2 protein-coding genes are annotated in these 22480 nt (G+C 71.1%); both read left to right on the top strand.

All coding sequences use genetic code 11. The features are described 5' to 3' along the window. Nucleotides 1-29 precede the first annotated feature (29 nt). Nucleotides 30-22268, top strand: a complete 22239-nt coding sequence (locus tag DMH01_RS18605; protein ID WP_125678379.1) for a non-ribosomal peptide synthase/polyketide synthase — start codon at nucleotides 30-32, stop codon at nucleotides 22266-22268. Continuing rightward, nucleotides 22265-22474 (top strand): MbtH family protein, encoded by a 210-nt coding sequence (locus DMH01_RS18600; protein ID WP_007029404.1) that lies wholly within the window; start codon nucleotides 22265-22267, stop codon nucleotides 22472-22474. Before DMH01_RS18605 ends, DMH01_RS18600 begins: the two co-directional genes overlap by 4 nt. The last annotated feature ends 6 nt before the right edge of the window (nucleotides 22475-22480 follow it).

Genomic DNA, 22480 nt, shown 5'->3' with positions numbered 1-22480 from the left:
CGAAAGCTCTGAACGGTGGAGGCGACCCGATGAACCGCGGCTTTCCCCTGACCCCGGCACAGCAGGGGATCTGGCTCGCGCAGCAGCTCGACCCGGCCGATCCGGTCTACACGATCGGCTGGGTCGCCGAGCTTCGCGGCGACGTCGACATCGCCCGGCTGGGTGACGCCGTCCGGCGGGCGGTCGCGGAGGCGGAATGCCTGCACGTCACGGTCGAGCTGGACGGCGACACGCCGGTCCAGTGTCCGGTCGCCCCCGGTGAGGTCGCGGTCCTCGACTTCACCGGTGAGCCGGATCCGGAGCGGGCCGCGGACGAGTGGGCGCGGGCCGAACTCGCCGTGGTGACCGATCCCGCCCGCGGGCCACTCACCGCGCACGCGCTGCTCGTCCTGGCGGCGGACCGGGTCCGCTGGTTCCAGCGCTACCACCATCTGGTGATGGACGCGCACGGGCAAGCCGTCCTGACCCGGCGCGCGGCGGCCCTCTATTCGGGCACCGCCGACGAGGTCTCCTGGCCGCTCTCCGGGCTGGTCGACGCGGACCACGACGCGAAAGCCGACCGCGACCACTGGCTCGGTGAACTCGCGGGCAGGCCGAATCCGGTGCGGCTGCTCGGCCGCGCGTCGTCCGGCCGGATCCGCCTCCGGCGGCATTCGTGGGAGCTGCCCGCGGCGAAGACCGGTCGCCTGCGGAAGTTCGCGCTCGACGCGGGGACGAAGCTGTCCCGTGTCGCGATCGCCGCGGTGGCGGCGTACGCCCACCGGGTGACAGGCGCCGAAGACCTCGTCGTCGGCCTGCCGGTCACCGCGCGGACCACCCGCGCCCTGCGTGAGCAGCCGGGCATGGTCTCCAACGTCCTGCCGTTGCGGCTGACGGTGCGTCCGGAGACGACGCCGGCGCAGCTCGTCGCCCAGGTCGCGGAGAAGGTCTCCGCGCTGCTGGAACACAGCCGGTACCGCGGGGAGGACCTCGCGCGCGAGCTCGGCGCGAGCGGCGGGGTGCACGAACTCGTCGGGCTGAGCGTCAACTACATGGCCGTGGACGGAGAACTCGCGTTCGGCGAAGCGAGCGCGACGGTGCACAACCTCGAACTCGGGCCGATCAGCGACGTCGCCATCGCCGTGTACGACGCCGGTGAGGGCCGCGGGCTCCGCTTCGACTTCGACGCCGACCAGGCCGTGTCTTCCGACGACGAACTCGCCGATCACCGCCGCCGGTTCGCCGCGGTACTGGACGCCCTGGTGGCGGGGCCGGACCTGCCGCTGGCCGCGATCGACCTGCTCTCCGCCGAGGAACGGGACCGGGTCCTGGCGCTCGGGACGGCGGTCGCGGAGTCGCCGGAGGTTTCGTGGCCCGAGGCGTTCGCCCGGGTCGTGGCCCGGAAGCCGGACGCGGAGGCCGTCGTCTGCGAGGACGTCCGGATGACCTACGCAGAGGTCGACGCCGCCGCCAACCGGCTCGCCCGGCTGCTGCGGCGGCGCGGTGTCGGTGACGAGGACGTCGTCGGCGTGGCGATGCCGCGTTCGGCCGATCTCGTCGTCGCGCTGCTCGGCGTGATGAAGGCCGGGGCCGCGTACCTCCCGCTCGACCTCGACCACCCCGAAGATCGCCTTGCCTACATGCTTTCGCACGCGGGCGCGGAGCTCGTGGTGTCCACTGTGGAGGAAGCCGCGCAACTGCCGTCCGGTGTGGACGCCGAGCGGATACTTCTCGACGATCCCGAAACCGTCGCTGAACTCGCGGCGCTCGACCCGTCCACTGTGGACGTGAGTGGGATCGCGCTGAGCCAGGCCGCGTACGTGATCTACACCTCGGGCTCGACGGGCAAGCCGAAGGGCGTGGTCCTGTCCCACGACGGGATCGGCAGCCTGATCAGCACGGCGACCGAACGGATCGGCATCGGCGAGGACAGCCGCGTGGTGCAGTTCGCCTCCACCGGCTTCGACGTGACGGTCTGGGATCTGGTCATGTCGCTGTGCGTCGGCGGGACGCTGATCGTGGTCCCGTCGCAGCGCCGGGTCGCGGGCGTCGAACTGACCGGCTACATCGCGGACCACGCGGCGACGCACATGATCCTGCCGCCGTCGCTGGTCGCGGCGCTGCCGCCGGACTGCGAACTGCCGAAGGGCGCGGTGCTGATCGTCGGCACCGAGACCGTCCCGCCGGAACTGATCGCGCGCTGGGCCGAAGACCTGCGGGTCGTCGCCGCGTACGGGCTGACCGAGGCGACGGTGAACTCCACGCTGTGGGCGGCCGAACCCGGATGGACCGGGCCGATCCCGATCGGCGTCCCGGACCCGAACACCCGCTGCTACGTCCTCGACACCGCGCTGCGGCCGGTCCCGGTCGGCGTCGAGGGGGAGTTGTACGTCGGCGGACGCGGCCTCGCGCGGGGCTACGCGGGACGTCCGGGGCTGTCGGCGGAACGGTTCGTCGCCGACCCGTTCGCCGGTGACGGCGCGCGGATGTACCGCACCGGCGACCGGGTCCGCTGGCGGGCGGACGGGAACCTCGACTTCCTCGGCCGCACCGATCACCAGGTCAAGATCCGCGGGTTCCGGATCGAACCCGGGGAGATCGAGTCCGCGCTCGCCACGTTCACCGGCGTCGAGCGGATCGCCGTCGTGCCCCGTGAGGTCAAGCCGGGGGACCGGCGGCTGGTGGCGTACGTCGTCCCGCGTGCGGACGGCGTGCCGTCGCTGCTCAAGGATCTGCGCGCCCACGCGGAAGGGGCGCTGCCGCACTACATGGTGCCGTCGGCGTTCGTGGAACTCGACCGGCTGCCGATCATGCCGAACGGCAAACTCGACCGCACCGCGCTGCCGCTACCGGATTTCGGCGCCGCCGTCACCGGGCGCGCGCCGCGTACCGAACGCGAGTGGATCCTGTGCGACGTCGCCGCGCGAGTCCTCGGCCTGGCCGCGATCGGCGCCGATGACGACTTCTTCTCCCTCGGCGGCGACAGCATCCTGTCCATCCGGCTGGTGCTCGGTGCGGCGGACCACGGTCTCGCCATCACACCGCGTCAGGTGTTCCAACATCGGACTCCCGAGGCGCTCGCCGCGTGCGCGGAGGCCGTGCCCACCGAGTCCACTGTGGACGAGCGGCCGCTGCTGGAGCTGAGCGACGCCGAACGCGCGGCGCTCGCCGAGTACGCCGAAGTCCTGCCCGTGACGCCGTTGCAGGAAGGGTTCTTCTTCCACGCGGAGTTCGAAGGCGGCCAGGCCGCGGACATCTACACCGTGCAGGAGGTGTTGAACCTCGAAGGCGACGTCGACGCCGACGTGCTGCGCCGATCGGCGCAGGCGCTGCTCGACCGGTATTCGTCGCTGCGCTCCGGTTTCCGGCAGCTCGACGGCGGCCAGGTCGTCCAGACGGTGACCCGGCACGCCGAACTGCCGTGGCGCGAGGTGGCCGCCGAAGACGCCGCGGAAGCCTTCGAGGCCGATCGCGCGCGCCGGTTCGACTTCGCCCGGCCGCCGCTGCTGCGCGCGACGTTCACCCGGCTCGATGAGCGTCACGCCAAGCTGGCGCTGACGTTCCACCACATCATCGCCGACGGCTGGTCGGTCGTGGTGCTGCTCCGCGAACTGCTGGCGGGTCACGAGGGAGCGGACGCGCTCCCGGAGCCGGCCACCCGCGCCGACCACCTGCGGCGGCTCGCGTCCCGCGATCACGAGGCTTCGCGTGCGGCCTGGCGCACGGCACTGTCCGGAGTGGACGAACCGACCCGGTTGGTCGAGGGACGGGCCGGTGTGCCGAGACAGCCGTCGCGGTTGCAGCTGAACCTCGGCCAACAGGCGACGAAGGCGTTGTCGGCCATGGCTCGCGCGCACGGGCTCACCCTCGGCGCCGTGCTGCACGGCGCGTGGGGACTTTTACTCGGCGGGCTCACCGGCCGGGACGACGTGCTGTTCGGCAGCACGGTTTCCGGCCGCGACAGCGGTGCCGCCGGGATCGAGTCGGCGGTCGGCCTCTACATCAACACGGTGCCGGTGCGGCTGCGCTGGTCGGGATCCGAGACCGTCGCCGCCGTGCTGCGGCGGCTGCGAGACGAGCAGGCGGCGTTGCTGGACCACCAGCATCTCGGCCTCGGCGAACTGCAGCGCCTCGCCGGTGCGGGGCAGGAAGAACTGTTCGACACCCTCGTGGTCGTCGAGAACTTCCCGCGTGACGACGAACGCGCGTCCGGGACCGTCCGCCTCACCGGCGTCGAGGTCACCGACGCGGTGCACTTCCCGGTCGCGGTGATCGTGACACCGGGTGAAGACCTGGAGTTCAGTCTCAAGTTCGACGCCGCGCGGATCGACGCGGTCGCGGCAGGGCAGCTCGCCGAGCGGTTCGCCCGCCTGCTGGAGACGCTGACCGCGAACCCCGAGCTGCCGGTCGCCGCCCTCGACCTGCTCTCGCCCGCCGAACGCGGCCGTCTGGCCGAACTCAACGCGACTTCGCATCCGGTGCCCGAACGAACGCTGGCCGAAGCCTACGCCGAGCAGGTAGCGAAGACGCCGTCCGCGACGGCGGTCGTGTTCAGGGACACCGAACTGTCCTATGCGGACCTCGACGCCCGCGCGGAGAACCTGGCTCGCAGGCTGCGTGCCCTGGGCGCCGGTCCCGAAGAGGTCGTCGCCGTCGCCGTGCCGAGGTCGGCCGAGCTGATGGTCGCCCTGCTGGGTGTCCTCAAGGCCGGGGCCGCCTACCTGCCGATCGATCTCGACTACCCGGCGGACCGGCTCGAATACATGCTGGCCGATTCCGGTGCGCGTCTCGTGCTCTCCGAACCCGGGACGGCCGAGCGGATCCCCGTTGTCGCGGGGCTGACGCAGGTTCCGGTGACCGGCGAGCCCGTCGACGACGTCCAGGGGAGTGCCGCGGGACCGGACAACACCGCCTACCTGATCTACACCTCCGGATCGACAGGACGACCGAAGGGCGTGGCCGTCACACATCGCGCGATCGTCAACCGGCTCGCGTGGATGCAGCACGAGTACCGGCTCACGGCCTCGGATCGCGTGCTGCAGAAGACGCCGTCGAGTTTCGACGTGTCGGTCTGGGAGTTCTTCTGGGCGCTGTGCGAAGGCGCCGCGGTGGTCCTGGCCGAACCGGACGGCCACCGCGACCCCGCGTACCTCGCACGGGTGATCCGGGAGCGGGAGATCACGACCCTGCATTTCGTCCCGTCCATGCTCACCGCGTTCCTCAGCAGCGAGGAGGCCACCGGCGACCTCGGGTCGTTGCGCCGCGTGTTCTCCAGCGGCGAGGCGCTGACCGGCGAGACCGCCGCCCGCTGGCGTGCGCTCACCGGCGTCCCGCTGCACAACCTCTACGGCCCCACCGAGGCGGCCGTGGACGTCACCTTCTTCGCCAGCACAGGGGCTGAGGGCACCACTGTGCCCATCGGCCGTCCCGTGTGGAACACGCGGGTGCACGTCCTCGACGGCTGTCTCCGCCCGGTGCCCGACGGCGTGGCGGGCGAGCTGTACCTCGCCGGTGTCCAGCTGGCCCGCGGCTACCACGGGCGGCCGGGCCTGACCGCCGAACGCTTCGTCGCCGACCCGTTCGGCGAGCCGGGGCAGCGCCTGTACCGGACCGGTGACCTGGTGCGACGCCGCGCCGATGGCGAGATCGAGTACCTCGGCCGCACCGACCGGCAGGTGAAGATCCGCGGCAACCGGATCGAACTCGGCGAGATCGAAGCCGTCCTCGTCGCGCTGCCGGAGGTCACGGCCGCCACGGTGGTGGCCAAGGACGGAGCGCTCGTCGGCTACGTCGTCGGCAGTGTGGATCCGGAGCGGCTGCGTGCCGCCGTCAGCGAGGCACTGCCGGCACCGATGGTCCCGCAGGCGTTCGTCGTCCTCGACGAATTGCCCTTGACCCCCAGCGGAAAGCTCGACGTCCGCGCCTTGCCCGCGCCCGAGGCCGCCAGACCCGCGGCCGCACCCGGAAACGACCGGGAACGCTCTCTCGCCCGGATCTTCGCGGACGTCCTCGGCTTGGACGCCGTCGGCGCCGACGGGGACTTCTTCCTGCTGGGCGGCGACAGCATCTCGTCGATCGCCGTGTCGAGCCGCGCCCGGCGGGCCGGCTTCGAACTGAGCCCCAAGGACGTGTTCGAGCTCCGGACCCCGGCCGCGCTCGCCGCCTCCGCAGCACCTGCCGAGCCGGCGGCCGTCGCCGACGGTGTGGGCACCCTGCCGCTCCTGCCCGAAATGCTCAGGCTGCGGGAACTCGGCGACGAGGTCCAGCCGGAGTCCGTGCTGCTGACCGTGCCCTCCGGGGCCGACGCCGAGACGCTCGCCGCCGCGCTGCAACTCGTGCTCGACCACCACGACGGCCTGCGACTCGAACTGTCACGGGTCGCTTCGGTGCTGTGGTCGCTCGAAGTCCGTCCACAAGGGACGGTGCAGGCGGCAGGCCTGCTTCGCCACGCGACCGGTTCCTTGGAGGACGAATACCGGGACGCCGTTGACCGATTGCCGGACAACCTGCTGCAGGCCGTCTGGTTCGACGAACCGGGCAGGCTGCTCCTGGTCGCGCATCCGGTCCTGCTGGACGCGCGGAGCTGGGCGACGCTGGCGGCCGATCTCGCCATCGCCTGGCAGGCCGTGACCGACGGCCGCCCGCCGGTGTTCACCCCGGTGCGGACGTCGCTGCGGACGATCGCCCGCCGGATCACCGACGAAGCGCAGGATCCCGCGCTGCTCGGCAAGATCGAGCACTGGGCCGAGACCTCGGCTCCCGGTTTCGCCGATATTCGCGGCGACATCGCCGAGCGTCGCGTCACCCTGTCCCTTGAGGACACTCGGACGCTCGTCGGCGCGCTCCCGTCAGCCGTGCACGGTGAGGTGACCGACGTCCTCCTGACAGCGCTGAAAGTCGCTGTCGACGGCGACCTCCTCGTCGATCTCCACGGCAGGGTGGACACCTCGGACACGGTCGGCGCGCTGACCTCGGCCCGCCCGGTGCGGATCACCGCCACCGGCGAACCGCTCGCGATGCTCAAGGCCGTCAAGGAGACCGTCCGCACGACGCCCGAGGGCTACGGCCCGCTGCGGTACCTCAACGTCCAGACCGGCCCGTTGCTCGCCGGGCTCGCGACGCCGCGGATCGCCCTGCGCTACGACGGCCGCATCCCGGCCGGGCCGGGGGAGTGGCAGGTCGCCGGGCACGTGGCCGTGCCGCCGTCCGGAGACCACGCCCTGCGAATCGGCGTGGCCTGCGAGGAAACCGCGGACGGGCCGAGGCTGACGGCGACATTCGCGGGTGCGGGCGCGGCGCTGGCCGATCGCTGGCTCGCGGCCCTGCGCGAGCTGGCGGCCGTGGACACGCACGCGCCGGTGGGCCTCACGCCGTCCGACCTCGAACTCGTATCGCTGTCACAGGAGGAGATCGCCCGCGTCGAGCGGGTCAGCCCGGTGCCGGTCGCCGACGTCTGGCCGTTGTCGCCGCTGCAGGAAGGCCTGTTCTTCCACTCCAGCTACAACTCCGACCGGGTCGACATCTACACGATCCAGGAGGCGATCGACTTCGATCACCGCCTGGACGCCGACCGGCTGCGGGCGGCGGTGGCCGCGCTGCTGCGCAGGATCCCTAGTCTCGGCGCCGGGTTCACCAGTGAAGGGCTGCGCGGGCCGGTGCAGTTCGTGGCGGCCGAGGTCGAACCCCCGGTGTCCGAAGTGGACCTGTCGGAGCTGCCCGAGGGCGAGCGGCGGCAACGCCTCGACGCTGTGATGGCCGAGGACCGCGCGACACGGTTCGACCTCGGTGCCCCGCCGCTGTTCCGGCTGAAGCTGGTGCGGCTGGGCGACGGACGCGACCGTGTCGTGCTGAACCGGCACCTGCTGCTCTGGGACGGCTGGTCCGCCTGGCTCTTCATCGAGCAGTTGTTCGCGCTGTACGACCTCGGCGGCGACGACCGCGCCCTGCCCGCCGCCGGGTCCTATATGGACTTCCTGCGCTGGCTGGACCGGCAGGACATCGAGGCGGCCACGAACGCGTGGCGCGAGGCGCTGTCCGGTCTCGCGGAGCCGACGGTCATCGGGCCGGACGGCCGGGACCTGGTTCCGGCGACCCCGGTCAACCTGGACACGGTGCTGCCCGCCGAGCTCGGCCGCGGACTGCGTGAACAGGCCCGGCGGCACGGCCTGACCGTGAACTCCGTGCTCAACGCCGCCTGGGGCCTGGTCCTGTCGACCATGACCGGGCGGACCGACGTCGTGTTCGGCGCCGCGGTCGCGGGCAGGCCCGCCGCCGTGCCCGACATCGAGAACACCATCGGCCTGTTCCTCAACACCGTGCCGACCAGGGTGCGGCTCGACGCGGGCGAATCCGTTCTGGACCTGGTGCGGCGCTTGCAATCCGAGCGCATGGACCTGACGCCGTACGAGTTCATGAGCCTCGGCGTCCTGCAGCGGGAGGCCGGACACCGCGTCCTGTTCGATACGCTTTTCGTGCTGCGCAACGCAGACGGCGACGAGCGTCGCGACGGCCTGCGTCACCGGCACGGAATCACCGGCCTGCTGAACATCGACGCCACGCACTACCCGCTGACCCTGGTGGTCACCCCGGGCGAGGAAATCCGGATCACGGTGTCCTACCGGGACGACGTGCTCGACGCCGCCGAGGCCGCGTCGGTGCTGGACCGGTTCACCTCACTGGTCGCGCAGATCGTCGACGACCCGGCGAAACCAGTCGCCGCGCTCGCGACGGTGTTCGCCGAGGACCGGGCCGTGCTGGAGGCGGGCTGGGCCGAGGCCGAGCATCCCGTCGTCGAGGACACGATCGCGGACCTGCTGGCCGTCCAGGCCGAGCGGGCCCCGGACGCGACCGCCTTGGTGTTCGGCGAGGAGCAGTTGACCTACGCCGAACTCGACGCGCGTATCAACCGGATGGCCCGGCTGCTGCTGGCGAGGGGGGCGGCGCCGGAGCAGGTGATCGCGCTCGGGCTGCCGCGGTCGATCGACATGGTCGTCGCGTTGTTCGCCGTGCTGCGGACCGGCGCGGCGTACCTGCCGTTGGAACTCGACTACCCGGTCGACCGGCTCACGGTGATGCTGGAAGACGCCCGGCCGCTGTGCCTGGTGTCCACAAAGGACGTCTCGGCGACACTGCCTGATGACGTGCTTCGTGTGCTCGTCGACGACCACGAAGACAGGGCGTTCGGCGACGGCCCGATCTCCGACGCCGAACGCCCGCTGTTCGCGCGCGGCCGCGCGGACCGCATGGAGCACCCGGCGTACGTCATCTACACGTCGGGTTCGACAGGAAAGCCCAAGGGTGTGGTCACGCCGTATCGCGGCCTGACGAACATGCAGCTCAACCACCAGGGCGCCATCTTCGCCCCGGCGATCGCGTCGGCGGGCGGGCGGCGGCTGCGGATCGCCCACACCGTGTCGTTCGCCTTCGACATGTCGTGGGAAGAACTGCTGTGGCTCGTGGAAGGGCACGAGGTCCACGTCTGCGACGAGGAGCTGCGCCGGGACGCGCGGGCGCTCGTGGCGTATTGCGACGAGCACGAGGTCGACGTCGTCAACGTGACGCCGACGTATGCCCACCTGCTGATCGAGGAAGGACTGCTGGAAGGGCACCGGCCGGCGCTCGTCCTGCTCGGCGGCGAAGCGGTGTCCGAGTCGGTGTGGAACCGGCTGCGGGACACCGACGGGACCTACGGTTACAACCTGTACGGCCCCACCGAGTACACGATCAACACGCTCGGCGGCGGCACGACCGACAGCGACACCCCGACCGTCGGCAAGCCGATCTGGAACACGCGCGCCTACATCGTCGACGCCTGGCTCCGGCCGGTCCGCGACGGTGTCGCGGGTGAGCTCTACATCGCGGGCGAGGGCCTGGCCCGCGGGTACCTCGGCCGCCCGGGGCTGACCGCCGAACGGTTCGTCGCCGACCCGTTCGTGCCCGGTGGCGGGCGGATGTACCGCACCGGAGACCTGGTGCGGCGCCGCGCCGACGGGAACATCGACTTCCTCGGCCGCACCGACGACCAGGTCAAGATCCGCGGCTACCGCGTCGAACTCGGCGAGATCGAGACCGCGCTCAGCCGGTACCCGGAGGTCGCGCAGGCCGCCGTCCTCGCGCGGCCCGACCCGTCGGCTCCCGGTCTGCAGCGGCTCATCGGGTACGTCGTCCCGGCCGAACTGAGCGGGGACGCGCGCGCCGAGGCCGAAGCCGACCAGGTCGGCGAATGGCAGCAGATCTATTCCGACGAGTACACCGAGATCCCGACGGCCCTGTTCACCGAAGACTTCGCGGGCTGGGATTCCAGCTACGACGGCGAACCGATCCCGCTGGAGCACATGCGGGAATGGCGGCGGGCGACCGTCGACCGGATCACCGAACTGAAGCCGGAACGGGTGCTGGAGATCGGCGTCGGCACCGGTCTGCTCATGGGGCAGATCGCGCCGCTCGCGCAGGAGTACTGGGGCACGGACCTCGCCGCGCCGGTGATCGCGAAGCTGAACCGTGAACTGGAACGGGATCCGGAGCTGGCGGCCAAGGTCACCCTGCGCGCCCAGCCGGCGCACGTGTTCGACGGCCTGCCCACCGGCCGGTTCGACACGATCGTGATCAACTCCGTCATCCAGTACTTCCCGAGCGTCGACTACCTGACCGACGTGATCACGAAGGCGATCGGCCTGCTCGCGCCCGGCGGCGCGCTGTTCGTCGGCGACGTCCGGAATCTGCGCCTGGCCCGCGCCTTCCACACCGCGATCCAGCTCACGCGCGCCGACGCGACGTCCGACGTCGCCCAGGTTCGGCGTGCGATCGAACGCGGTGCGGCGCTGGAGAAGGAACTGCTGATCGACCCGGACTACTTCACCGCGCTCGCGCGGCGGCTTCCGGACGTCGCCGCGCAGGTCCGGATCAAACGGGCCCGGCTGCACAACGAGCTGAGCCGGTACCGCTACGACGCGGTGCTCGTGAAGGAACCCGCCGAGACGGTGTCCGTCGCTCAGGCGCCCCGCGTGTCCTGGGACGACGTGGGCTCCCTGGCCGCGCTGGAGGAGCGCCTCACCGGCGCCGAAACGCTGCGGGTGAGCCGGATCCCGGACGCCCGGCAGGCTCCGGAGGTCGAGGCGACGCGTGCGTTGGACGCCGGCGCGCCGCTCATCGACGTCCTCGCGTTGTTCCGCGCTTCCCGAGGTGTGGAGCCCGAGGACGTGCACGAACTCGGCGATCGGCTCGGATTCCGGGTCTACTGCACCTGGTCGGCCGAGGGCGCGTTCGAGGCCGTGTTCATCCATAAAGGACAGACGGCCGCGCTGGTCACCGGGGTGCATCAGCCGGTCTCGGTCGGCACGAGCCTGGCCAAGTACGCCACGAGTCCGACGGCGGCCCGTGGCGGCGGCGAACTGGTGCAGCGCCTGCGGGACAGACTCAAGACGGAACTGCCGGACTACATGGTCCCGGCCGCCTTCGTCACGCTGGGCGCCCTGCCCCTGACCGACAACGGCAAACTCAACACGCGGGCGCTCCCGGACGCCGAGCAGACGGTGCGGCTAGCCGAAAGCCGCCCGGCCGAGACCGCCGCGGAGGAGACGCTGTGCGCGCTCTTCGGTGAGGTCCTCGGTGTGGACGGGGTCGGCGTCGAGGACAACTTCTTCGATCTCGGCGGCCATTCCCTGCTCGCCACCCGGCTCATCAGCCGGGCCAGGACCGAACTCGGCGCCGAACTGGCCATCCGTGACCTGTTCGAGGCACCGACGGTCGCCGAGCTCGCCGCTCGCGCGGGCATCGGCGAACCCGCGCGGCCGCCGGTGATCCGCGCCGAACGCCCCGAACGGATCCCGCTTTCGGCGGCTCAGCGGAGCCTTTGGCTCGTGGACCGGATGGAAGCGAACGCGGTCGCCTACAACTTCCCGCTGACCTTCCGCCTGCGCGGCGACCTGGACGTCGAAGCGCTGCGTGCCGCGCTCGGCGACGTGCTCGGAAGGCACGAGGTCCTGCGGACCGTGCTCGCCGAGCACGACGGGGAGCCCTACCAGCGCGTTCTCGACGCGCCGGAGATCCCGTTCGCCATCGAGGAGTGTGACGAGGCCGGCCTGGCCGGGCGGATCGCCGCGCTTTCACGGACGCCGTTCGACCTGGCGACGGAGATCCCGGTCCGGCTGCGGGTGCTGCGCCTCGGCGAGGGTGACCACGTCATCTCGCTCGTCCTGCACCACAGCGCCACCGACGAATGGTCCGACCGGCCGTTCCTGGGCGACCTGACCTGGGCCTATCGGGCCCGGCAGGCGGGCGAGGCTCCCGTGTGGACGGACCTCCCTGTGCAGTACGCCGACTTCGCGTTGTGGCAGAGGGACTTCCTCGACCAGCGCGGAGCCGCGCAGGTGGACTTCTGGGCCGAGTCCTTGCGCGGGGCACCGGACGAGCTGACCTTGCCACTGGACCGCCCCCGTCCGCTCCAGCCGACGAGCATGGGCGCGAAGGTCAAGTCCCCGCTCACCGAGGAACTGTCGGCGGCAGTACGCGACCTGGCGGCGAAGTCGGGAGCGAGCCCGTTCATGGTGCTCCAGGCGGCGGTGGCCGCCCTGCTGCACCGGACCGGCGCCGGGGACGACATCCCCTTGGGTGCCCCGATCGCCGGACGCACCGACGCGGCACTCGACGACCTCGTCGGGTTCTTCGTGAACACGTTGGTGCTGCGGACCGATCTTTCCGGCTCGCCGACGTTCGCCGCGCTGCTCGACCGGGTGCGCGAGGCCGATCTCGCCGCGTTCTCGCACGGCGATCTGCCGTTCGAGCGCGTGGTCGAGGAACTGAACCCGCTGCGGGTGCCGGGACGTAACCCGCTGTTCCAGGTGATGGTGGGCTACCACCGGCAGAGCGACGCGCACGACGTGCTCGGGTTGCCCGCCGAGTGGTTCGAGATGGACACCGGCATGGCGAAATTCGACCTGCACTTCACGATGGTCGACGACGGGACCACCGCCACGCTGATGCTGGAGTACGCCGAGGATCTCGCCGACGCGACGACGGCCGAGCGCTTGCTGACCCGGCTGATGTCGCTGCTGGAGCAGGTCACGGCCGAACCGGAGCGGCCCGTCGCGGCGCTCGACGTCCTCGTCGGCGACGAACTCGCGCGGGTGACCGAGTGGAACCGCACGGCCCGCGAAGTCCCGGTCGCGACGTTGCCGGAGTTGTTCGAGGCACAGGTGACGCGGACTCCGGACGCTCCCGCTGTGGTGTTCGAGGGCACCGAGCTGTCGTATGCCGAGTTCGACGCACGGGCGAATCGGCTGGCGCGGTGGCTGGTCGAGCAGGGTGTGGGCGCGGAGTCGGTGGTGGCGGTATCGCTGCCGCGGTCGCTCGACCTGGTCGTCGCGCTGTACGCGGTGCACAAGGCCGGTGGTGCCTACCTGCCGGTCGACCGCGACTATCCGGCTGACCGCATCGCGTTCATGCTCGAAGACGCCGCGCCCACGGTCGTTCTCGATGAGTTGCCTATTGTGGACGGCTACTCTGGTGAGAATCTGGGCCTGGTCGTGGATCCGTCGTCGCCGGCGTACGTGATCTACACGTCCGGCTCGACCGGTCTTCCCAAGGGCGTCGTGGTGCCGCATTCCGGGATCGTGAACCGGCTGCTGTGGATGCAGGACGAGTACGGTCTGACGGCCGATGATCGGGTGTTGCAGAAGACGCCGTCGAGTTTCGACGTGTCGGTGTGGGAGTTCTTCTGGCCGCTCATCACCGGGGCGACGCTGGTGGTCGCCAAGCCCGAGGGCCACAAGGATCCCGCGTACCTCGCGGAGCTGATCCGCACCGCCGGGATCACCACCGTCCACTTCGTCCCTTCGATGCTGGCGCTGTTCCTGGAAACCGCCGAATGCACTGGCCTGCGGCGCGTGATCTGCAGTGGCGAAGCGTTGCCGTCGGAGCTGGCGGCTCGCGTGGATGTCCCGCTGTACAACCTCTACGGCCCGACCGAGGCGTCCGTCGACGTGACGGCGTGGCGGGCCGGTGCCGAAACGACGCCGTCCGTCCCGATCGGACGTCCGGTGTGGAACACGCGGACGTACGTGCTGGACGCGCGGCTGAACCCGGTCCCGCCGGGTGTCCCCGGTGAGCTCTACCTCGCCGGCGTGCAGCTCGCTCGCGGGTATCTGGCCAGGCCGGGGCTGACCGCCGAGCGGTTCGTCGCCGACCCGGTCGGTGGCCCGGGGGAGCGCATGTACCGCACGGGCGACCTCGCGCGCTGGTCGGATGATGGCGTGCTGGAGTTCTTGGGCCGCGTCGACGACCAGGTCAAGATCCGCGGCTTCCGGGTCGAACTCGGCGAGGTCGAGGCTGCCTTGACCGCCTCCGAGTCCGTCACGCGTGCCGTGGTGGTCGCTCGCGAAGACCGGCTGGTTGCCTACGTCGTCGGCTCCGCGGACGGACTTCGTGAGGCGGTGGGGGCGAAGCTGCCGGAGCACATGGTGCCGTCGGCGTTCGTCGTGCTCGACGAGATCCCGTTGACCCCGAACGGCAAACTCGACCGCAAGGCGTTGCCCGCGCCGGAGTTCGCGACCACCGAAGGCCGCGAGCCGCGGAACGCGCGGGAAGCGGCCCTGTGCGCGCTGTTCGCCGACGTGCTCGGTGTCGAGCGGGTCGGGATCGACGACGGTTTCTTCGCGCTCGGCGGGCATTCGCTGCTGGTGATGCGCTTGGTCAGCCGGATCTCGGCGAGCCTGGACGCCACGGTTTCGGTCCGTGACGTCTTCGACGCCCCCACCGTCGCCGCGCTGGCCGAACGGCTCGCGGCCCCGTCCGCGCAGCCGGTCCTGAGCGCCGGGAACCGGCCGGACGTGCTACCGCTTTCGCCCGCGCAGCAACGGTTGTGGTTCCTGTACCGGCTCGAAGGGGTCACTTCCACCTACAACATCCCGCTCGCCTGGCGCCTGCACGGCGAACTGGACGTGGACGCGCTGCGCGCGGCGATCGGCGACCTCGTCGAGCGGCACGAACCACTCCGGACCGTGTTCGTCGAAGAAGGCGGGGTCGCGGCGCAGCGGATCCTGGCCGACACGCGACCGGAGGTCCGTTTCGAGACGGCCGGAGACCTTCCGGCGCAGTTGTCCGCCGAGGCCGGTCGCGGATTCGCGCTCGACGAGGAACTCCCGATCCGGGCCACGGTCTTCGCTGTTTCGCCACGGGAACATGTCCTGCTGCTCGTGATCCATCACGTGGCGACGGACGAGTGGTCACAGGGACCGTTGATGGCGGACCTCGCTGCGGCGTACGGCGCTCGTCTGGCCGGGGAAGCTCCACAGTGGACGGAACTGCCCGTCCAGTACGCGGATTACGCCGTGTGGCAACGGGAGCTGCTCGACTCGACGGCTTCCGCGCACCTCGACTTCTGGCGGGAGGCGCTGGCCGGCCTGCCGGACGAACTGGCCCTGCCCGCGGACCGGCCGCGGCCCGCCGAGTCGAGCCACCGCGGCGGTCTCGTCACCTTCCCGATCGACGGCGGGCTCACCGAGCGCCTGCGTGCGGTCGCCCGGCGGCACGACGTCAGCATGTTCATGCTGGCGCAGGCCGCGGTCGCGGCCCTGCTGCACCGGCTCGGCGCCGGGGACGACATCCCGCTCGGCGCACCGAGTTCCGGGCGCGTCGACGAACGGCTGGAGCCGCTGATCGGCTTCTTCGTCAACTCGCTGGTGCTGCGCACCGACCTGTCCGGCGACCCGGCGTTCGGTGACCTGCTTGCACGGGTGCGGGCGACCGATCTCGCCGCCTTCGAACACCAGGACCTGCCGTTCGAGCGCCTCGTCGACGCGGTCAACCCGGAACGTTCGCTGGCCAGGCATCCGTTGTTCCAGGTGATGGTGGTCTACCTCCCCGAAGCCGAGGACTCGCTGAACCTGCCCGGCCTCCGCGCGGAGCAGGAGGAGTTCGCGCAGGGCGTCGCCAAGTTCGACCTCGAGTTCGGGTTCCTGGAAAACGGCAGTGACACTGGCGGGATCTCGGGCGCCATCGAGTACAGCGCCGATCTGTTCGACCACACCACGGCCGAGTCGTTCGCTCGGCGCCTGGTCGCCGTCCTGGACCAGGTCGCCGCCGATCCCGCGATCCCGGTCGGCGAACTCGACGTCCTCGGTGAGGACGAGCGCACCCAGCTCTTGCGCTGGAACGACACCGCGCGCGACGTCCCGGCGACCACACTGCCGGAGCTGTTCGAGGCGCAGGTGGCGCGGACGCCGGACGCTCCCGCCGTGGCGTTCGAGGACACCGAGCTGTCGTATGCCGAGTTCAACGCACGCGCGAATCAGCTCGCGCGGTGGCTGGTCGAGCAGGGTGCGGGCGCGGAGTCGGTGGTGGCGGTATCGCTGCCGCGGTCGCTCGATCTCGTGGTCGCGCTGTACGCGGTGCACAAGGCAGGCGCGGCGTATCTGCCGCTCGACACGGACTATCCGGCCGACCGGCTGGCCTTCATGCTCGAAGACGCCGCGCCCGCGGTCGTTCTCGACGAGCTGCCCGTTTTGGACGGCTACTCCGGTGAGAATCCGGGCCGGGTGGTGGATCCGTCGTCTCCGGCGTACGTGATCTACACGTCGGGTTCGACGGGGCGGCCCAAGGGTGTCGTGGTGCCGCACTCGGGCATCGTGAACCGGCTGCTGTGGATGCAGGACGAGTACGGTCTCGCCGCGGACGATCGGGTGTTGCAGAAGACGCCGTCGAGTTTCGATGTGTCGGTGTGGGAGTTCTTCTGGCCGCTGCTCACCGGCGCGACACTGGTGGTCGCCAAACCGGACGGCCACCGCGATCCGGCGTATCTCGAAGCGTTGATCCGGGACCAGCGGATCACGACCCTGCACTTCGTCCCGTCGATGCTGGAGGCGTTCCTCGCCGAAGAGCCGGCGTGGCACGGCGTCCGTCGCGTCCTGTGCAGTGGCGAGGCTCTGCCGCCGGAACTGGCGGCTCGCGTGGATGTCCCGCTGCACAACCTCTACGGGCCGACCGAGGCCTCGGTGGACGTGACCTCGTGGGAGGTCGTCGATGAAACCGTCCCCATTGGACGTCCGGTGTGGAACACCCAGGTCCACGTGCTCGACGCCCGGCTCCGGCCGGTGCCGCCGGGCGTGACGGGGGAGCTGTACCTGGCGGGTGCGCAGCTCGCGCGCGGCTATCTCGGCCGGGCCGGGCTGACCGCCGAGCGGTTCGTCGCGAACCCGTTCGTGGCCGGGGAGCGGATGTACCGCACGGGCGACCTCGCGCGGTGGCGGACCGACGGCGCGCTCGACTATCTCGGCCGCGCCGACGACCAGGTCAAGCTGCGGGGCTTCCGGATCGAGCTGGGTGAGATCGAGTCCGTGCTTTCCGCGCGAGTGGTCCTGCGCGACGGCAGGCTCGTCGCCTACATGGCGGGGGAGGCGGACGTCGAAGAAGCCCGGCGGCTGGCCGAGGCCACTCTGCCGGAGTACATGGTGCCGTCCGCGTTCGTGGTGTTGGACGCGTTCCCGTTGACACCCAACGGGAAGCTCGACCGCAAGGCGCTGCCCGCGCCGGACTTCGCCGACGCGGTGACCGGCGACGCCCCGCGCACACCGCGCGAGGAACTGCTCGCGTCGCTCGTCGCCGGCGTGCTCGGGCTGGACAAGGTGGGCATCCACGACGACTTCTTCCGCCTCGGCGGGGACAGCATCGTCGCGATGCAACTGGTCGGCCGCGTGCGGAGCGCCGGGCTGCTGCTGAGCCCGCGTGACGTCTTCCGGCACCGGACCGTCGCCGCCTTGGCCGAGGTCAGCTCGGTGCGGCTCGACGCGCCCGCGTCCAGGAAGCCGTTGGTGGAGCTCGATCCTGCCGAGCGCGCGGAGATACTCGACGTCGCGCCGGACACGGCCGAGGTGTGGCCGCTGACGCCGTTGCAGGCCGGGCTGCTCTTCCACGCGACGATGGACGGCGACGGACCCGACGTCTACACCGTCCAGGTGTCGTTCGATCTCGACGGGCCGCTCGATCCGGCACGACTGCGTGACGCCGCGCAGAAGCTCATGGACCGGAACGCCGTCCTGCGCACGGGCTACCGGTATCTCGCGTCCGGCCGTCCGGTCGCGCTGGTGGCGCGTTCGCTCATCGTTCCGTGGCGTTTCGTCGCTTCGGCGGGCGATCTCGTGGCGGAGCTCGCCCACGACCGGCGCCGCTTCGACCCGGCCACCGCGCCGCTGCTGCGGTTCCTGCTCCTGGCGCTGCCGGACGGACGGCACCGGCTGGTGTTCACCCACCAGCACGTGCTGCTCGACGGCTGGTCGGTGCCGCAGCTGTTCGCCGAGCTTTCCCAGCTGTACGCCGGCGCCGACCTGGCGCCCGCCCGTCAGTTCCGCGAGCATCTCGGCTGGCTCGGGGAGCAGGACCGGGAGGCGGCGGAAGCCGCATGGCGGCAGGCGCTCGACGGTCTGACCGAGCCGACGCATCTCGTCCCGCACGACCCCCAGCGGGTCCCGGCCCTGCCGGAGCGGTTGTCGCTGGAGCTGCCGGAACAGGCGACCGAGGCACTGTCCACAGTGGCCCGCTCGCGGGGTCTGACGTTGAACACGCTCGTCCAGACGGCGTGGAGCATCGTGCTCGGCAGGCTGACCGGCCGGTCGGACGTCGTGTTCGGCGCGACGGTCGCCGGGCGCCCGCCCGAACTGGCCGGCGTCGAGCGGATGATCGGCCTGTTCATCACCACGATCCCGGTGCGGATCGGGCTCGACCCGGCCGAGAAGCTGGGCGACCTGCTCGACCGGGTCCAGGACGAGCAGTCCGGCTTGCTGGCGCACCAGCACTTCGGGCTCGCCGACATCCAGCGCGGCGCCGGGCTGGGCGAGCTGTTCGACACGCTGATGGTGTTCGAGAGCTACCCCGGCGCGGACGAGGACGAGACCGGCGCCGGGTTGCGCGGGGAGATCGTGCGCCACGAGGATTCCACGCACTATCCGCTCACCTGGGCGGTGGAACCCGGCACCCGGCTGAAGCTCACCGCCGAGTACCGCGCCGACCTGTTCGACGCCGGTCTGCCGGAACGGCTTCTCCCCGCGATGGACCGCGTGCTCGCCGCGATGGTGTCCGATGTGGACCTCCCCGTCGGCAGGGTCGACATCCTGGCCGAGGCCGACCTCGACCTGATCGTGCGGGAGTGGAACGGCACGGCGCTCGCCGTCGAACCGTCCACTGTGGCCGGTCTGTTCGAGGACCAGGTGCGGCGCTCACCCGGCGCGACAGCTGTGGTGTCGGGCGAGGTCGCCTTGACCTTCACCGAACTCAACGAGCGCGCGAACCGGCTCGCCAGGGCCTTGGTCGCCCACGGTGTGGGACCCGAGGACTTCGTCGCCTTGGCGTTGCCGCGTTCGGCGGACGTGCTGCCGGCGATCCTCGCGGTCCACAAGGCGGGGGCGGCGTATCTGCCGCTCGACCCGGACTACCCGGCCGAGCGGCTGGCCGCGATGCTCGCCGACGCGCGGCCCAAGCTGATCTTGACCGAGCCCGAGCTGCTGGAGTCGTTGCCGCGGACCGAGATCGAGACGCTGGCGCTGTGCGCGCTCGTCACCGAGGACCGGCAGGCGCACGACCTGACCGATCGTGACCGGGTCCGCCCGCTCGACCCGGAGCATCCGGCGTACGTGATCTACACGTCCGGCTCGACCGGGACACCCAAGGGGGTCGTCGTCCCGCATCGCGGCGTGGTGAACCTGTTCCACAGCCACCGCGCCACCTTGCACCGGCCCGCGGTCGAGGCCACCGGGAAACCGCATCTGCGGGTGGGACACGCTTGGTCGTTCTCCTTCGACGCGTCTTGGCAGCCGCAGCTGTGGCTCCTCGACGGGCACGCCGTGCACATCGTGGACGAGGAGACCCGCCGCGACCCCGAACTGCTGGCCACGATGATCGAGCGGGACGGCTTCGACTTCATCGAGGTCACGCCGTCGTTCTTCGCGCAGATGGCGGACGCGGGGCTGCTCGACGGCGACCGGTGCCCGCTCGCCGTGATCGGTGTCGGCGGCGAGGCGGTACCCGAGAGCCTGTGGCACCGTTTGGCCACTTTGGACGGAACCGACGCCTTCAACCTGTACGGGCCCACCGAGTCCACAGTGGATGCGCTCGTCGCGAGGATCGGTGACAGCGAGAAGCCGCTGGTCGGCAGGCCGGTCGCGAACACCCGCGCCTACGTGCTGGACGCGAATCTGCGGCCGGTCCCACCCGGAGTCACCGGCGAGTTGTACCTCGCCGGTGCCGGGCTCGCCCGGGGGTATCTTGGGCGAGCGGCGCTGACGTCGGAACGGTTCGTGGCGGATCCGTTCGGCCCGGCGGGAGCCCGGATGTACCGCACCGGCGACCTCGCCCGCTGGACCGCGGACGGGCGGCTGGACTTCGGCGGGCGCGCCGACGACCAGGCGAAGATCCGCGGGTTCCGGGTCGAACCCGGGGAGGTCGAGGCCGTGCTCGAACGGCACGAGGACGTCGCGCAGGCGGTCGTCCTGGTGCGGGAGGACCGCCCGCGGGTCAAGCAACTGGTGGCGTACGTCGTTTCGACCGCGGAACGCGAGGAGCTGCGGCGGTTCGCGGCCGAGGCGCTGCCGGACTACATGGTGCCGGCGGCGTTCGTCTCGCTCGAGGCGCTTCCCGTGCTGTCCAACGGAAAGCTGGACCGTCGTGCGCTGCCCGCGCCGGACTACACGGAGCTGGCAGGCGGCCGGGCACCCGAGACCGCGCGGGAGAAGGCGCTGTGCGCGCTCTTCGCGGAGGTGCTCGATGTGCCGGAACTCGGCGCCGACGACGACTTCTTCGCTCTCGGCGGGGACAGCATCGTCGCGATGCGGCTGGTCAGCCGGGCTCGTGCGGCCGGGCTGAAGATCACTCCGCACGACGTGTTCGCGCGCCGGACGGTCGAGGCGCTGGCCGAGGTCGCCGAGAGTATCGAGGACGACGACACGGTCCCGCTCACGCCGATCATGCACGCGCTCCGCGAACTCGGCGGCCCGATCGACGGTTACCACCAGGCGGCGTTGCTGCGGACGCCGCCCGGGATGACCGCTGACCAGCTGAAGACCGTGGTCGGCGCGGTCGTCGCGCGGCACGACATGCTGCGCGCGCGGCTCGACCGGTCGGTGGACGGCTGGGCGCTCCGGGTGGCCGAATCCGCCGACGTGCACATCGAACACGTCGAGGTCGAAGGTGATCTGTTCGCTCTCATCGAGCGGCACGCGGAGCCGGCTCGTGCCCGGCTGGCCCCGGACGCCGGCGTGATGCTGAGCGCGACATGGTTTGACGCCGGATCGTCGGCGCCTGGCCGGTTGCTGCTGATGATCCATCACCTCGCCGTCGACGGTGTCTCGTGGCGGATCCTGTTGCCGGAACTCGCTTCCGCTTGGGACGCGGTCGCGGTCGGCGGGGCACCGGAACTGTCCCCTGTGGACACGTCGTTCCGGCGATGGTCGCGTGCTCTGTCCACACAGGACCGCTCGGGCGAACTGGACCGCTGGAAGTCGGTACTGGGCGGCGGGGATCCGATCCCGCTGGACCAGCCGCTCGATCCCGCGCGGGACGTGGCGGCGACCGTGCAGAAGGTGTCGCTGACGCTGCCCGCCGAGCGGACGGCCCCGCTGCTGACCCGGGTTCCGTCGGCGTTCCGGGCGACGATCAACGACGTCCTGCTCACCGGTCTCGCCCTCGCCGTCGCGCGGTGGCGCCGGGACGGGGGACAGGCGGTGCTGGTCGACGTCGAGGGACACGGCCGCGAGGAGGAACTCGCTGGTGGTGCGGACCTTTCGCGGACGGTCGGCTGGTTCACCAGCGTCGTCCCGGTGTGCCTGGACCTGGGCGACCTCGACCTGGACGACGCGTTCGCCGGCGGAGCCGCCGCCGGGCAGGCGCTCGAACGGGTTCGGGCGAGTCTTGACGGGCTGCCGGACGGCGGTATCGGGCACGGTCTGCTCCGGTATCTCGACCCGCGCACCGGCCCCGAGCTCGCGAAGTTCCCGAAGCCGCAGATCGAGTTCAACTACCTGGGCCGGATCGGTGTCCCCGAGGCGACCGACTGGTTGTACGCCGAGGAGGCCGAGGCGGCCGAACTCGGCGCCGACGACGGGATGCCCGTCTCGCACGCGCTGACGATCAACGTCCTGGCCGAGGACCGCCCCGGCGGTCCCGAACTGGGCGCACACTGGTCCTGGCCGGAGGCCGTGCTCACCGAAGACTCGGTGCGGGAACTCGCGGAAGGCTGGTTCCTCGCGCTGGACGCGCTCATCCGCCGGGCTGATTCACCGGCCACGAAGAAGGAGAACAAGGAATGACGAACCCGTTCGAGAACCCCGACGGCACGTACCTGGTGCTGGTCAACGACGAGGGTCAGCACAGCCTGTGGCCCGAGTTCGTCGAGGTCCCGGCGGGCTGGACCACGAAGTTCGGCCCCGCTTCGCGTCCGGAGTGCCTCGAGTACGTCGAGACCAACTGGACGGACCTGCGGCCCGCTTCGCTCGTCAAGGCCATGGAGTCCTGACCCGCT

Origin of the sequence: Amycolatopsis sp. WAC 04182, assembly GCF_003947465.1 — a bacterium.
GTDB lineage: Bacteria > Actinomycetota > Actinomycetes > Mycobacteriales > Pseudonocardiaceae > Amycolatopsis.
The sequence above is the reverse complement of the archived record's forward strand: the minus strand, read 5'-3'. Positions and strand labels throughout refer to the sequence as shown.

What these genes read in the sequence shown, in the direction of transcription:
- DMH01_RS18600 (WP_007029404.1), top strand. Translation starts at nt 22,265, where the DNA reads ATGACGAACCCGTTCGAGAACCCCGACGGCACGTACCTGGTGCTGGTC.
- DMH01_RS18605 (WP_125678379.1), top strand. Translation starts at nt 30, where the DNA reads ATGAACCGCGGCTTTCCCCTGACCCCGGCACAGCAGGGGATCTGGCTC.